The sequence below is a fragment of the Cystobacter fuscus genome (assembly GCF_002305875.1).
Classification (GTDB): Bacteria; Myxococcota; Myxococcia; order Myxococcales; family Myxococcaceae; genus Cystobacter; species Cystobacter fuscus_A.
On sequence record NZ_CP022098.1, the window covers coordinates 2438140 to 2453213 of the forward strand.

General features: G+C 70.1%; 11 protein-coding genes. 2 read left to right on the top strand and 9 right to left on the bottom strand.

What is annotated here, in order from left to right; all coding sequences use genetic code 11:
* The first annotated feature begins 156 nt into the window (after window positions 1-156).
* A complete protein-coding gene (locus tag CYFUS_RS10115) occupies window positions 157-2049 on the top strand; it encodes a glycoside hydrolase family 3 protein (protein ID WP_232537481.1) in 1893 nt (630 codons plus the stop codon).
* Window positions 2050-2066: 17 nt separating this feature from the next.
* Here CYFUS_RS10115 and CYFUS_RS10120 read toward each other — a convergent pair whose 3' ends face one another.
* The 4 genes from CYFUS_RS10120 to CYFUS_RS10135 are packed head-to-tail and all read right to left on the bottom strand — an operon-like array spanning window position 2067 to window position 4942.
* Window positions 2067-2621, bottom strand: a complete 555-nt coding sequence (locus CYFUS_RS10120) for a hemerythrin domain-containing protein (RefSeq protein WP_095985033.1) — start codon at window positions 2619-2621, stop codon at window positions 2067-2069.
* A gap of 25 nt (window positions 2622-2646) precedes the next feature.
* The gene (locus CYFUS_RS10125) at window positions 2647-2862 is read right to left on the bottom strand and encodes a hypothetical protein (RefSeq protein WP_232537482.1); all 216 of its coding nucleotides are present in this window, start codon (window positions 2860-2862) and stop codon (window positions 2647-2649) included.
* Window positions 2863-2866: 4 nt separating this feature from the next.
* Window positions 2867-3316 (bottom strand): hypothetical protein, encoded by a 450-nt coding sequence (locus CYFUS_RS10130; RefSeq protein WP_095985034.1) that lies wholly within the window; start codon window positions 3314-3316, stop codon window positions 2867-2869.
* 42 nt (window positions 3317-3358) lie between these two features.
* On the bottom strand, window positions 3359-4942 hold the full coding sequence (locus CYFUS_RS10135) for a serine/threonine-protein kinase (protein WP_095985035.1): 1584 nt from the start codon (window positions 4940-4942) through the stop codon (window positions 3359-3361).
* 435 nt (window positions 4943-5377) lie between these two features.
* Between CYFUS_RS10135 and CYFUS_RS10140 the strand changes: the two genes are divergently transcribed.
* Window positions 5378-8053, top strand: coding sequence for a response regulator (locus CYFUS_RS10140; protein ID WP_095985036.1), 2676 nt, complete (start codon window positions 5378-5380; stop codon window positions 8051-8053).
* Between the two features lie 54 nt (window positions 8054-8107).
* Here CYFUS_RS10140 and CYFUS_RS10145 read toward each other — a convergent pair whose 3' ends face one another.
* From CYFUS_RS10145 to CYFUS_RS10165, 5 genes are read right to left on the bottom strand one after another with little or no spacing between them, the layout of a single operon-like run.
* Window positions 8108-9001 carry a sigma-70 family RNA polymerase sigma factor gene (locus CYFUS_RS10145; protein WP_095985037.1) on the bottom strand — a complete coding sequence of 298 codons (894 nt, stop codon included), beginning with the start codon at window positions 8999-9001 and terminating at the stop codon, window positions 8108-8110.
* Window positions 8998-12123: a tetratricopeptide repeat protein gene (locus tag CYFUS_RS10150; protein WP_095985038.1), complete on the bottom strand. Its 3126-nt coding sequence runs from the start codon at window positions 12121-12123 to the stop codon at window positions 8998-9000. The genes CYFUS_RS10145 and CYFUS_RS10150 overlap by 4 nt, the downstream gene beginning before the upstream one ends.
* Window positions 12124-12178: 55 nt before the next feature.
* Window positions 12179-12706 carry a hypothetical protein gene (locus CYFUS_RS10155; protein WP_095985039.1) on the bottom strand — a complete coding sequence of 176 codons (528 nt, stop codon included), beginning with the start codon at window positions 12704-12706 and terminating at the stop codon, window positions 12179-12181.
* A gap of 60 nt (window positions 12707-12766) precedes the next feature.
* Window positions 12767-13765 carry a HEAT repeat domain-containing protein gene (locus tag CYFUS_RS10160; RefSeq protein WP_198316529.1) on the bottom strand — a complete coding sequence of 333 codons (999 nt, stop codon included), beginning with the start codon at window positions 13763-13765 and terminating at the stop codon, window positions 12767-12769.
* Between the two features lie 16 nt (window positions 13766-13781).
* Window positions 13782-15005 carry a hypothetical protein gene (locus tag CYFUS_RS10165; protein ID WP_232537483.1) on the bottom strand — a complete coding sequence of 408 codons (1224 nt, stop codon included), beginning with the start codon at window positions 15003-15005 and terminating at the stop codon, window positions 13782-13784.
* Window positions 15006-15074 lie beyond the last annotated feature (69 nt).

The window sequence follows — 15074 nt, forward strand, 5'->3', positions numbered from 1 at the left end:
CGACTTCTCGCGTCATGGCACTTTCAAACATGACGTCGTGCGTCATCGTGCCGGATGGCGTGTTCGTGTTGCGAATATATTGCAAAAATGTCGGTACACCAAATATTACCTGCCCCCTGGCTCTGGACGTGGGTGATATCGGGTATGGGATTGTTGATGTCTCAGGTGGAACTCGGGAGCAGGGGAGTTGGCTTCATCGTCAAGGAGGGCCTTCGGTTCAAGGACTTGAACAAGAATGGCCAGGTCGAGGTCTACGAGGACTGGCGGCGGACTCCTGAAGAACGGGCGAGAGATCTCCTCGGCCGGATGACGCCGCGGGAAAAAGCGGGCGTCATGATGCATGGAACGGCTCCCACCCACATGACGGAAGGCGTCAGCCGTTATGACCGGGCACTCGCCACCCGGATGATCTCGGAGAAGGGGGTCAACAGCCTCATCACGAGGCTGGAAGGCAATGGCCGGTTCCTCGCGGGGGAGAACAATGCGTTGCAGGAGATCGCGGAGGCGACGCGCCTGGGCATTCCGGCCACCATCAGCACGGACCCCCGCAACCACTTTCAATTCACGCTGGGCGCCAGTGTCGCCGCGGGGGGCTTCTCCCAGTGGCCAGAGGTGCTCGGGTTCGCGGCCATCGGGGACGAGGCCCTGATGCGGCGCTTCGGAGACATCGCCCGGCGGGAGTACCGCGCGGTGGGTATCCAGGAGGCGCTCTCTCCGCAGGCCGATCTCGCCACCGAGCCGCGCTGGGCGCGCATCCATGGAACCTTCGGCGAGGATGCCGACCTCGCCAGGACGCTCGTGCGAGCCTACATCGAGGGCTTCCAGGACGGTGGCCACGGCATTGGCAAGGGCAGCGTGGTGGCCGTCGTGAAGCATTGGGCCGGCTACGGCGCCGCGAAGGATGGTTTCGACAGCCACAATGCCTACGGTCAATACGCGGTGTTCCCGGGCAAGAACTTCGAGTACCACCTCAAGCCCTTCGAGGGCGCGTTCGCCGCGAGGACCGGCGGGGTGATGCCGACCTACTCCATCCTCCAAGGCGTCACCTTGAATGGCCAGCCCCTGGAGCAGGTGGGCGGGGGCTTCAACAAGCAGCTCCTGATGGAACTGCTGCGAGGCCGGTATGGTTTCGATGGCGTCATCCTCTCGGATTGGGCCATCACCAACGATTGTGACGAGGCGTGCCGCCATGGCGCGCCTCCCGGGCAGACTCCCTCCTTCGTGGGGTTTGGAACGCCCTGGGGCGTGGAGCACCTGTCCAAGGTGGAGCGTTTCGCCAAGAGCGTGAACGCGGGCATGGATCAGTTCGGTGGCGTCGATGACTCCGACGCGCTCGTGGAAGCCGTCAACGCCGGCTTGGTGACCGAGGCACGCCTGGATGAGTCGGTGTACCGGATCCTGCTGCAGAAGTTCCAGCAAGGCCTGTTCGAGAACCCCTACGTCGATGTGGAGCGGGCGGGCGAGGTGGTGGGCCACTCCGCCTTCCAGGCCGAGGCGACGGAGGCCCAGCGGCGTTCACTCGTCCTGCTGGAGAACAAGGACAAGCTGCTCCCGCTGGGGGCCCACATCCGCAAGGTCTACCTCCATGGCATCGATGGTGCCGTCGCCGCCGGGTATGGACTGACGGTCGTCAACACCCCCGAGGAGGCGGATGTCGCGATCATTCGGACGGTGACTCCGTTCGAGACGCTCCATCCCCAGTACGTGTTCGGACTCCGGCAACACGAAGGCAACCTCGCCTTCGAGGACGGCAACGCCGACTATGAAGTCATCAAGCGCGTGAGCGCCAGGGTGCCCACCATCGTCACGGTCTACCTGGACCGCCCGGCGATCCTGACGAACGTGAAGGACAAGGTCGGCGCGCTCCTCGGCAACTTCGGTGTGAGCGATTCCGCTCTGTTCGATGTCCTGACGGGCAAGGCCTCGCCCCAAGGCAAGCTGCCCTTCGAACTGCCCTCGTCGATGGCGGAAGTGGAGGCGAAGCGCTCGGACATGCCGCAGGACACGGCCCATCCGCTGTACCCCCTCTTCTTCGGGTTGAGTTACTGAGCACCCGCCGGGGGCTCCTACTGGGGGGCGTGGCGCCACCGGGCGAGCAGTTCCCGCATCCTGTCCACGAAGAAGAGGGGGATGTCCGCGAGCAGGTTGCCCGGCGGCCGGCGCGAAATTCCTGAATGGGCTCGGTTGGGTGCTCCCCTCTTCGCGGTGGCCCAGGTGGTGCCCAGCCGCGTCAACTCCTCTCGGTCCAGGTGCTGCGCCAGCGCGGCCAGCAGTCGCTCCTCCTCGTCGCGAACGTCCGCGCGCAGCAAGGGGAAGAGCTCCCTGGCGCGTGTCTCGAAACCGGCCTCACCCGGTGAGAACCCATCCATCTCCTTCAGGAGTTCGTTGATGCGCTGGTGCCGTGATGCGAGCTCCGACGTGATGGCTTCCGCCGAGGTGAGCACCCAGCGCGAGAACGGGAAGAGCACCGTCTCTTCCGCGAAGGCGTGGGTCGTGACCAGGTTCACGATCTCCCTGAACGTGTCACGGCGCCCGATCGGAGTGGCGCGCTCGTGGCGTTGCAGCAACTCGTCGAGAAGCATGTGGTCACGCTTCTGCAGGTCGATGATCGTGTCGCTCATGCCGTCTCCACGGTTGTCCCCTGGCTCAGCGGTGCGTACCGGGGGAGGGTGAGTCCAAGAGCAACCTGCGCACCACCGGAGCGCGCGTCAGGTGCAAGCTGTCGGAGAGGTTCAGCTCGATGAGCTGCTCCAGCCGATGGGGCGTGGCACTGGCGAGCCGACACGTGTGGCTCGCTCCCAGGCCGAGCGAGAGACAGTTGGCCACATAGCCGAGACGGTAGGTCGGGAGTCCTTCTTGCACCCCTCTAGGATTCGTCCGGAGGGACGGCCCGCTCAGCCTCGCTGAACCGGACGGCCGGGCGGCCAGGCTTGTTGGGACTCGCTCCCTCCGCCGCTGACCGAGCGCAATACCGGTAGCGGTGCGTGTGATCGTAGAAGTAGCTCCACTTGCGGCGCCGCGTGCCGTCGTAGTGGGGCTTCCCATCCAGGTCGTTCAACCCGGGCAGGTAGGGCTCGGACCAGATCTCCTGGGTCCACGTGGTCCACTTCACCTGGTAGTAGTCGATGGCACAGCGCTCCCCGGGCCGAGCGCACTCGGCCGGGTGGTACTCCGCGAGCAACGCCTCCTCGATGACGAGCGACATGCCCTGGAGCCACCGCGGGTCCCGTGTCGGCGCCTGCTCGACGAGGAAACACCGCTCCGGCGCCTGGCTGTCCGTGGTCCTGGTTCTGGACCCCTCCGCCGCGTCGTACATCGCGCCGTGCGCCCCTTGGGGGCCGCGAGCGGGTGCGAGCCCTCAGCGCCGGGTGTTCATCTTCCGCAGCAGGTTGGACGCGCGGGCGCGGACGTTGGCGTAGGAGTCCGAGCGCGCCGCCTCCTCGAGGAAGGGCTCCGCGGGAGCCCCCACCTCACGGACGAGGAAGTCCGCGCACCTCGTGTGGAAGCCGTCGCTCACCAGGCAGCGGATGACGTTGCGGATGAGCTTCGCGTCCGTGCGGTAGGCCGCGTTGTTCCTCATGGCCGCCCCATAGGAGGCGAGGCCATCCGCCCAGCGCAGATTGTCGAAGTTGACGTGTCCCTCCAGATAGGGGGCGTAGGCGCTCTGGGGGTACTGCGCGCGCAGGCTGGCGAGCGCACGGAGCGTCTGATCCCTCCGTCGCTCTCCCTCCTTCACCCAGCGTTCGATCTGCTCGATGTTGGGCAGGTCCTCGGGCGGGACGCTCTCCTCCTGGGCGGAGGAGGCGGACCTGTCGCCGGAGGTGGGTGGCGCGCCCTTCGCGGTGGAAGGCTCGGTCGTGCCGGGCCCCTGCTTCGTCTGCCAGAGGAGCGCCGCGCCGAGGCCGACCAGGAGCGCGCCCGCGGCCCCCACGGCCAGCATCGGCCGCTTGTTCCGGGAGGGCAGCGGTGCTCGTGGGTCGGGCGCCGCCTTCGGTTGGGGCCGGCTGGGCACGGTGGCCTCGTGGCCCGAGGACGGGGAGGGCGTGTGGGCCTTCACCCGGGGGGCTTCGGAGGGAGCACCCACGTCCGGAAGCGCGTCCAGCGCGGCGGCGAAGTCCGAGGCCGACTGGAAGCGGTCTCCGGGCTTTTTCGCCATCGCCTTGTGGACCACCGCCTCCAGCTCCTGGGAGAACCCCGCCTCGGGCTGGATGCTGCCCAGGGTCGGTGGCGCGTCCTCCTGGTGCTGGCGCATCACCTCCGTCATCCGCTCGCTGTCGAAGGGCTTGGCACCGGTGAGCAGCTCGAAGAGGAGCACGCCGACGGCGTACAGGTCCGTCCGGGCATCGATCTCCCCGGCGCGGATCTGCTCCGGCGCCATGTAGCTGGGCGTGCCCACGGCCAGACCCGTGGTCAGGCCCGAGACCGTGTCGCGCAGCTTCGCCAGCCCGAAGTCGAGGATGCGGAGCTGATCGCCCAGCCCCGTGGCCTCGGCCAGGATGAGGTTGTCCGGCTTGATGTCCCGGTGGACGATGTTCTGGGCATGGGCGTGGGCCAGCCCCGCGAGCACCTGCCGCACGATGCCCAGCGCCCGCTTCACCGGCAGGGGTCCGCTCTCGCGCAGCAGCGTGCGCAGGGGCTGTCCCGTGACGAAGTCCATCACCATGAAGGGGGCGCCGTCCTGCACGCCGAAGTCGATGACCGAGACGCAGCACGGGTGCGACAGCCGGCTCATGGCCTGCGCTTCGATCTGGAAGCGCCGCTGGAAGCTCGGCTCCGTCGCCATCCAGGAGTGGAGGAACTTGATGGCCACGGCCCGGCCGAGCTCGATGCGCTCGCCGCGGTACACCACTCCCATGCCTCCCGCGGAGATCCGCTGGAGGATCCGGTAGCGCTCCTGCAAGACGGTGCCAATACGGGGGTCGACGACAGCGGTTGAGTCCATGGTGCTTGGGGGGGAGCCTATCAGGCTCGCCTCCTTCGGGGGGGACGGCGGTCACGGGTCGCGGAACCTCGAAGTCCATGACGAAGTCGCTCGGCACCTCGGTGTTTGTCTTTGGTCTCCCACCCCGGTGGGCGGCGGTCGCGCGGGGTCCTTCTCACCCGCACGGCGCTCCCCTGGCGCGCTGCCCCAGCGGCGTCCATGCGTCGGCGGCGGTTCAAGCACGACCCTCGCGAGTCGCCTCGAGTGCCTCCGCCGGGAGCCGAGCTCTTCCCGCGCTGGAGCGCATGAGGGAACCCTTGTCCACCGGGCAGGCAAGCCAACTTTCAGCCTGTCGACACTTCAGGTTCATCCCCTCTCACAAGAGAATTCCACCGGTGGGATTCTTACCCGGTGCGCCGTTTGTCGTGAGACGAATATCGTGGATGCACTAAGCACATGGTCGCGCCCTGGGGCGCCATCTCCTGGTTCCGCATGTCCGACATGATCGATTCCCAGAAACTGTTCGACTCCGCCCCCGCTCCGCTCATGGTCCTGGATCGGGAACTGAAATATGTCGCGGCCAACCAGGCCTACCTGCGGGCTACGTCGCTACGGCGTGACGAGATCATCGGGCGCAACCTCTTCGAGGTGCTCCCCCAGGGCTCGGATCCCGCGGATCCCGATGGCGCGGGGAAGCTCCGGGAGTCGCTCGAGCGGGTGCTCGCCAGTCGCATGCCGGACCTGCTCGCGATGGCGGTCCAGCCCATCGCTCGTCCCGGCGAGGGCGGCCCCGTGCTCGAGAAGCGCGTGTGGACCTACTCCCACAAGCCCCTGCTGGATTCCACGGGCAACGTGGCCTTCATCCTCCAGCACGCCGTGGACGTCACGGATCTGCGCACCTCGAATGGCGCGAGTGGAGCCAAGGGGCAGCGGCTGGAAGGGGTCTCCGGGGAGCAGCTCGCTTCCCTCCTCGGTCAGGCGTGGACCGTTCAGGAGAACAACAAGGAGCTGGACTACGAGCGCCGCTATCTCCGCCAGCTGATCGATCTGCTTCCCGGGGTCGTGGGGGTCCTACGCGGTCCTGACTACGTCTTCGACATGATGAACGCCAACTACCTGCCCTACGTTGGCTTCCGGGACGTCATCGGCCTGCCGCTGCTCAAGGCGCGGCCCGAGCTCACGGGCAACGACTCCATCTTCGACATGCTCCGGCGGGTGTTCCACCAGGGCGAGACGATCTCCATGAAGGGTTTCAATCTCTCCATCCGCTTGAAGAAGGATGGGCCGATCGAGAACCTCGTCGTGGACTTCGAGTACCGGCCCGTGCGCGTGTCGGGCGGTCCCGTCATGGCCATCCTCATCTACGGCCAGGACGTCACCGAGAAGGCGAAAGCCGAGGCCCAGGTGCGCCACTACCAGGAACACCTGGAGCAGTTGGTGCGCGAGCGGACCCGCGCGCTCGAGGAGAGCGAGGCCGAGCGGCGCAAGACCGAGGAGCAGCTGCGCCAGTCCCAGAAGATGGAGGCGGTGGGCAAGCTCACCGGCGGCGTGGCGCACGACTTCAACAACCTGCTCCAGGTCATCGCCGGCAACCTCCAACTGCTGCAGCGCGACGTGGGGGGCAACGAGCGCGCCCTGCATCGCGTGCAGACGGCCACCCGCGCCGTGGAGCGCGGTGCCAAGCTCGCCTCCCAGTTGCTCTCCTTCGCGCGCCGCCAGCCGCTCCAGCCCATCGTCGTCAACCTGAGCCGGTTGGTGCGCGGCATGGACGAGCTGCTGCGCCGCACGCTGGGCGAGGACGTGGAGCTGGAGACCGTCACCGCTGGAGGGCTGTGGAACACGGCCATCGATCCCAACCAGCTCGAGAACGTCATCCTCAACCTGGCCATCAACGCCCGGGACGCGATGAGCAACAACGGCAAGCTGACGATCGAGGTCAGCAATGCCGTGCTCGATGATCGCTACTGCCGGATGCACCCCGAGGTGCTTCCCGGCCAGTACGTGTTGCTGGCCGTGTCGGACACGGGCAGCGGCATGACGCCGGAGGTGATGGAGCGGGCCTTCGAGCCGTTCTTCACCACCAAGCCCGAGGGCCGCGGCACTGGCCTGGGCCTGAGCATGGTGTACGGCTTCGTCAAGCAGAGTGGCGGTCACATCAAGCTCTACAGCGAGCTGGGGCATGGCACGACCATCAAGCTCTACATGCCCCGCGCGGTGGAGGCCGAGTCGATGGACGCCCAGGTCATCACCGGCCCCATCGAGGGAGGCTCGGAGACCATCCTGGTGGTGGAGGACGATCCCGAGGTGCGCACCACGGTGGTGGAGATGGTGAGCGAGCTGGGCTACCGCGTGCTCAAGGCCGTGGACGCGCAGAGCGCGCTGGTGATCCTCCAGAGCGGTGTGCCCATCGAGCTGTTGTTCACCGACGTGGTGATGCCCGGTCCGGTGCGCAGCCCCGAGCTGGCCAAGCAGGCCAAGGCGCTCCACCCGGACATCGAGGTGCTCTTCACCTCGGGCTACACGGAGAACGCCATCGTCCATGGCGGACGGTTGGATCCGGGCGTGCAGTTGCTGAGCAAGCCCTACAGCCGGGATGACCTGGCCCGCAAGCTGAGGCAGTTGCTCAACGGCCGCCAGCAGCGGCTGGCGGTCCGCGGCGCCGCCCGCGTGGTGCCCACGTCCCCCGCGTCCCCGGCCCCCGCGGCTCCTTCTCCCAAGCCTCCCACGGCCTCCTCGCCCGCGAGTGCTCCCGCGCCCTCCGCGTCGCGCCGGCTGCGCGTGCTGCTGGTGGAGGACGACGAGGACGTGCGCTCCTCGGCGTGCGAGCTGATGGATCTGCTGGGCCACGAGGTGCTGGCGGTCACCAGCGCCGAGGAAGCCAAGGGCGCATTGGCCGCCAGCGGCTTCGACGTGTTGTTCACGGACGTGACGCTGCCCGGGGCGTCGGGCGTGGACCTGGCGCGCGAGGTGGCGGGCCGCAAGACGGGCATCAAGATCATCCTCGCCTCGGGCCATGGTCACGTGGCGCTGCCCCGGGGAGAGGCGCCGCTGGAGGGCGTGGTGGTGCTGCCCAAGCCCTACGCGCTGCCGCAGATCCAGGCGGCGCTGGAGCAGGCGGTGGCCCTGCCTTGAGCCACTCCCTCCAGGTCTGGCGGCCCGGATGCGGCCGCCGGGCCCGGAGGCCCTTCAGTCCATCAACCCACCGAGGTTGAGATCCAACCGGCTGCGCACGAGCCCGAGGAGGCTCTCCAGCTCGCGTCCCTCGAGCTTCAGCCGGGCCGCCAGCTCGTGGCGGGTGAGCCGCAGCAGCCGCTCGCGGGCCTGGGCCACGTGGCGCGCGACGCTGGAGCGTGACTCGCCATACATCGTCGCGAGCCGGTCCATGGTGAGGCCATGCAGGTGGTGCATGCGCAAGAGGGCGCGCTCGCGCTCGGGCAGGGCCGCCAGCGCCGCTCGCAGCGCCGAGGAGAGCGCCTCGGAGGAGTCGGCGCGCAGCACCTCGCGCTCCGGGTTGTCCGGGGCCAGCAACTGCTCGAGCGCCTCGGGGGGCTCGGAGAAGAGCTCCTGGCGTCCACTCTGGTTGGACATCGCGCCCACCAGGCGCGCGGCGACGATGCGCACCCAGGCGCGCAGGGGGCCCCGGCCCGCGTAGTCGGCGATGCGCGGAGGCGCTCCCCCCATGCCCAGCAGCAGCCGCTGGCGCAACATCTGGAGCACCTCGTCCAGGGTGGCGGCCGGCAGCGAGCCGAGGCGCGCGGGCACCTTGCGCAGCACGTGCTGCTCGAAGGCGAGCAGGGCCTGGGGCTCGCCCTCGGCGCAGGCGCACGCCAGATAGAGATCGGCCGCGTGGAGCTGTCGCAGCGCTTCCTCGGGAGTCCCCGGAGCGGGCAGGTGCCGGGCCAGGTGGCGCAGGAATGCCTCCGGCGCGAGCTTCACCGTGGGCCAGGCCCCTTCTCCCGCGGCGAGGTGTCCCGCGAGCAGCGTCTCCAGTCCGGGCCACTCCCGGAGCCAGTTCCGGCGATCCTCGGGGGCCCACGCCAGCAGGACCCGCGTGAGGGGAACGTGCTCTCCGCTCGTCATGGGGTGTGCCCTCGCTCGGCCATCAGGGGGTGCCGGGCCTGCCATTCCATCAGCGCGCGGTGCTCCACGCGGGCGCGTGTCCCCAGCGCATCCATCTGGCTCCGGGCCTCTTCCAGCAGGGCGGCCACGCGTTTCCTCTCCTCGGCCGTGCCGTGCTCGAGCGCCCGGGCCAGGAGGAAGGAGGCCCAGGCCGCGTCCAGCTTGTCTCCGGGGGCTCGCTCGTGGATGTGCCGGGCACGCTCGAGCAGCGGCACCGCCCGCTCGGGGGCCCCGAGTTCCAGGTGGGCCTCGCCGAGACAGGCGAGGTCCAACGCCACGTCCGGGCTCTCCGCGCCCTGCGCCGGCTCGTCGAGCTCGAGGGCGCGTTGGCAGCGCGCGAGGCCCTCACGGGCAGCTCCCGAGCGCAGGTTCACGACGCCCAGCTCGCGCGTCACGCCCGTGAGCACCGCGCTGTCCGGGCCGTTCGCCTTCTCCAAGAGACGCAGGGCGCGCGTGAGGTGCTCGCGCGCCAGGGCGGGGCGGCCCGCGCGCAGGTGGACGGCGGCGAGGGTGCGCAGCGGCAGCTCGGCGCGCGGCGTGTCCGGCCCCAGGCTGCGTTGGATGCGCTCGAGGGCTTGCTGGGCGTAGCCGAGCGCCTTGTCGAGGTTCTGCTCGTCGTAGGCCACCATGCCCAGTCCGCCGAGCGCGGTGATGGTGTTGGGGTGATCCGGGCCCTTGCCGCGCTCGAAGATGGCGAGCGCGCGCTCGAAGTACCGCCGGGACTCCTCCAGCCGGCCCGCGAGCCGTAGCAGGACGGCCAGGTTGTTGATCGGCGCGGCGAGGCTCGGGTGGTCCGGGGAGCGCGCCGCTTCCAGCAGGGACAGGGCGCGGCGGAAGGTGGCGAGCGCCTCCTCGGGCCGGCCCTGCTGCTGCAACTGGGTGGCGATGTTGTTGAGGTTGAGCGCGAGCGTGGGGTGATCCGGTCCCCACATCCGCTCGCGCAGCTCCTGGGCCTGGCGGAAGAACGCCAGGGCTTCCGCGCCGCGCATCTGCCGCGAGCGCACCCGCCCCAGTCCGGCCAGCAGGTACGAGGTGCGCAGGCTCTCCGGGCCCAGGGTCCGGCGCGACAGCTCCAGCCCCTGGGTGAACTCCGCCTCCGCCTCGTCCAGCTTGCCCTGCATCAGCAAGAGCCCGCCCATGCGCAGGTTCAGATCCGTGGCGAGCGCCGGGACGCGCTCTCGCCCCAGCCGCTCCACGGCGGCCCGGGCGTGGTGGACGATGCGGTTGGCCTCGTCCATGCGCGCCATCTGGTCCCCCACCACCCACAGCAGGAGGTTCCACGCGCGCGCCACCATCTCGTCATCGCGCCCGGCCTCGGCGGCCCACACGGCGCGGTAGAGGAGCTCCTCTGCCTCCTTGGTCTTGCCGAGCAGGCCGAGCAGCTGTCCGTGCTGGGCGAGTACCTCGGCCTCCAGGGGGCGGAAGTCGAGCCCCTCGATTTCCTTCAGGAGCGCGGTGGTGACCTCGAGGCCGGAGGCGTGGTTGCCGATCTCCAGGCGGGCACGGGCCTCGGCGAGGCGGCGGCGCGCGGCGTCCACCCGGGGGCGCAGGGCGTCGGGGGGTTGGGGCCGGGTGGCGACCTGGGGGACTTCCATGCACCCGGCGAGTCCCTCGAGCGAGGCCACCATCTGGGGCGCGTTCTGCACCGTCTGGGCGTCCGCCTTCTCCAGCACGTCGGTGACGGCGGCGAAGTGCCACAGCCGGGTGTCGAGGCAGGCCGTCTTCAGCCACGCGGTGTGGTAGTCGTCCCGGGTCGCCGCCAGGCAGGACTCGGTGCGCAGCGTGCGCCAGGTGGCGGCGTGGGCATCCAGCGCGCGGGAGACGGCCTCCCAGGCGGCGGCGGCGTAGGGCTTGCCGGTGGCGAGGAAGGCCTCGCGTACGTGTTCGCGCCGCTCGGGGCTCCAGGCGGCGGCGAGTTTCTCCGTCTCCTGCTCGCAGCGCACCTCGCGTCGGTGGGCCGCCACGTAGCCCAGGGACACCCCCAGCAGGCTGGCGGCGACGGCGGAGGCGGCCACCCACGTCCGCACGCGCTGGGTGGCGGGGGCGAGCTGGGCCAGCAGCGCCTCCATGGAGGGGTGACGCTCGCCAGGCGAGGCCTTCAGGCCCCTCCGCACCGCGCGCCGCACCCGGGCGGGCACCTTCGATTCGCCGCCGGGGGGACGGAGCCGCTCCTCGTGCATGGCCTGCCGCAGCTCCTCGAGCGTCTTGCCCTCGAAGGGCCGCACGCCGTGGAGCGCCTCGTGGAGCGCCACGCAGAAGCTGAACTGGTCCGACAGCGCGTCCGCGCTCTGTCCGGCGAACTGCTCGGGAGCCATGTAGGCCGGTGTGCCCAGCAGCGCGCCCGTCCGGGTGAGCGGAGAGCGGACGTCATCGGGCCCCCGGTGGGAGGACAGGGGGCCGGAATCCTCCTCGGGCGTGGGTTCCCGATCGGAGCTGCGCGCCAGCCCGAAGTCCGTCACCCGCACGCGGCCGTCCCGGCCCACGAGGACGTTGGCGGGCTTGAAGTCGCGATGGACCAGGCCCGCCGCGTGCGCCGCCGCCAGCCCCCGTCCCGCGTCGACGAAGACGCGCAGCACCTCGGGCCAGGGGCGCGGCTGCTTCAGCCAGTCCGCCAGCGTGCAGCCCTCCACCAGCTCCATGGCCAGGAAGAGCACCTGGTCGCACACGCCCACGTCGTGCACGACAACGACGTGCGGGTGGGACAGCCGGGCCAGTGCCTGGGCCTCGCGCAGCAGCCGCTGCCGCAGCTCCTCCACGTGCCGGCCCTCCGGGCGCAGCAGCTTGAGGGCCACCTGCCGCTCCAGCTGGGGATCGTGCGCCGCGTACACCTCGCCCATGGAGCCCCGGCCGATGCGCCCGAGCACCACGTAGCGCGCGAGCCGGGCTCCCGGGGCCAGAGGCGTGTCCGCCGCCTCCTCCTCCGGCACACCCGGGGAGGAGCTGGCGCCCAGCGCCACTTGACGCTGGCACCCCTCGCACCCATCCAGGTGCGCGAGCACCCGCGTCCGCTCTTCCTCCGCGAGCATCCCCGCGAGGAAGTCACTCAGCGTCGTCTCGTCCGGACACGTTGGAGGGGTAGTCACGTCCTCCTAGGAGTACAACTTTTCCCGATTCCTGGGAAATCTCCCCGCGGAGTTGCTAGCCGACGGTGCCGACGACCTCGTCCCGGTCCAGGAACTCGCCCTTGACGGTGCCCGAGTACCAGGAGGTGCTGTTGGTGCCGCTCTTGTCGTACTGCATGTGGGTGTGGGGACCGGTGACGTTGCCCGTGCCGCCCTCGTCGCCGATCTGGCAGCGGTCGCACGTCTTGTCCTTGGAGGTGGTGGACACGTAGAGGAAGTGCCACTGGCGGAAGGTGTAGCCGTTGGCGAAGGTGTGCTTCACCTCGTTCTGGTTGCCGCTGCCGTTGCCGTAGCAGACCTTCTCGGTGGTGCGGATGGTGACGTTCCAGGAGAGCGAGGCCTTCACCGCCGTCTCCACGCCCCAGTAGCCGCAGGCGTTGGCGCTGGAGAGGTCCACCGCGCCGTGGAAGGAGCCGCTCGAGTAGTAGGTGGTGGCCGTCACGGTGCCCGGGAAGGGCGCGCCCACGGTGTACGCGGTCGCGGCCGTGGGCAGCAGGGCCAGGGTCATCAGGGAGGCCAGGGTCGTCTTCAGGGTGTTACGCATCGGAGGTTCCTCTCGGGCCGGTGGTCCGGCCCCCGTGGGGGGTGCTGCTTGAGGTGCTACTCAGCGAGCCTGGGTGAGCTGCTGCTTCGCTCGCAGGATCAGGCTCCACTCCTGGAGGTTCTGGTTGAGCACGCGCGTCCACGCGTCGACTTCCGGTGCCAGGCGCGGATCCACGTCGCGCAGGCGTTGCAGCTCGGGCACCGCGCTGGAGAAGCCGAGCCGGGCGATGCCCGCGAGCATGGCCTTGCGCGCCTGGGGGTCCGTCTCGGCGCGGTACTGGGCGCTGAGCGCCTGGCGCGCGCTGGCCATCTGCGCCGCGGGCACGCCGCCGAGCGCGGTGCTCGCCGCCGCGCGCACCTCCGGGGACTCGCTGCCGAGCAACCGCTCGAGCTTGCGCGCCGAGTCGGCGCTCACCTCGCCCGTCATGATGTTGCCGAGGATCCGGGCCGTCACCTTGGGATCCGACGAGGCCGCCGCCGCCGCCACCGCGGTGTCCGCCGCTTCGGCATGGCGCCCGCCGTACACCTCGAGGTTGTCCGTGACGAGGTTGGTGGCGGCCTCCTGGCGCACCTCGGGGGAGGGGTCTCGCACCAGGCGCTCGTACATGTCGCCCGTGCGCTCCAGCGCGCCTGTCTGCCGCATGGCCCGGACGGTGGCGGCGCGCAGGGCCGGGTCGCGGTCGTTCAGGGCGCGCTGGGCCACCTGCTCCAGCGACGTGTCCTCCAGGCCGCGCTCGGTGCGCGCGACGAGCGCGGCCGCGAGGTGCTCGACCATGACCGGGTCGTACTCGCGCTCGAAGGCCGCGCGCAGCTCCTCCAGGGGCAGCGTGGTGGCGGACTCGCGCAGGAGCGTGCGCAGGTAGCGCTTGTAGGCCTCGGACTTCGAGCCGAGCCCGCGGCGGATTTGATCCATCAGGCCCGCCGTCGAGCACGTCTCGCCCTGGAGCGCGGGAGCCTCGGCCGCGGAGGTGGACGTCTGCGCGGGCGAGAGGGCCGGGGCGAGCAGGCCCAGGCCGAGCACCAGGGCGGACAGCGGGTTCTTGCGAGGGGCAAGGGTCATGGGGAGTCTCCGGGCCTCAGCCGTCATGGTGATCCAGACAGCCATGGGGGTCCTGCGACGGCAGGCTGAACCAGATGCGGTCGTAGTCGACGATGCCGCTGGCGTAGAGCCGCTCGAAGTCCTGGTAGTCGCCCTGGAAGCGAGGGTCGGTGAGGGCCATGTTCGCCATCACGGGCAGCGCGTCCTTGCCGGCGGCGCGGGCGGAGAAGCGGAAGAGGGCCCAGCGCACGCACAGGTCACGCTCGGTGGCGAAGGCCCGGGCGTAGATGTCCAGCACCTGGGCCTTGTCCTGGGCGAGCGACAGGTCGTGCGCGGCCACCTGCCGCACGTCGCCGCTGCCCTCGGTGGTGAGCACCTGGGCCAGCCGCGCGGTGGTCTGTGGGTCGAGCGGCGCGTCGGCGTGCATCTCCATCTCGAGCGCGAGGTAGCGCACCGGCTCGTCCATCGACTCGCTGCCGATGGCGAGGAGCTTGTCGAGGTAGGGCTTGACGTTGCCCGTGCGCTCGAAGTCCTGCTTCATCACCCGGCCGATGGCGCGCGTGGTGACCCAGCCCGCCTCGCCCGAGGCGGCGTCCTTGGCGAAGTGGGTGAGCCGCTCGAGCTGCGCGGGCTCGAGCCGGGGCAGCTTCTGCAGTCCGTCCAGGAAGCCCGCGCGCCGTCCCAGGTCCAGCTTCTCGTCGAGCCCCAGGGTCATCAACTGCTCGACGACCCGGGGCTTGAGCAGCGCCGGAGCGCCCCGGACGCCCGCCAGGAACAGCTTGAACTCCACGGCCGAGGCCTCGCGCGCCCAGCCGAGCACATCGAGCGCCCGGCCCTCGTCCTCGCCGATGAGCTCGGCGAGACGCTCCTTGAGGTAGGCGAGCACGTGGGGATCCCTCGATGCGAGCAGGGGCGCGGCCCAGTCCCGGAACGTGCCGAGCGTCACCGACTCGTTGAAGCGCTCCAGGTCCTGCCAGCAGGTGGTTTTCGAGAAGCGCGGAGCCTTCTCCTGGGGCTGCTCGGGTCCGCCCTGGCCGGTGGTGGAGCCCGGGGCCGCACGCGCCGTGCTCGCCGAGGGCACGCGCGGGGTGGGGGCCGGGGCTGACCCGGACGCGTCGCCCTGCTGCTCGGCGCCCCGGGTGAGCAGCGCCACGGCCGAGAGCAGCGCCACGGCGCCGAGCGCGACCGCGATCGTCGGACCGCGTCGGGACGATGGACTCACCGGGGCGGGCCCGGAGCGGGAGGGGACGTCAGGGTTCATGGCGTGCCAGGTGCGGGGTTGCACTGACTACGAGCCACCGGCCGGAGCGCCATCCCAGGAAAGAATTAA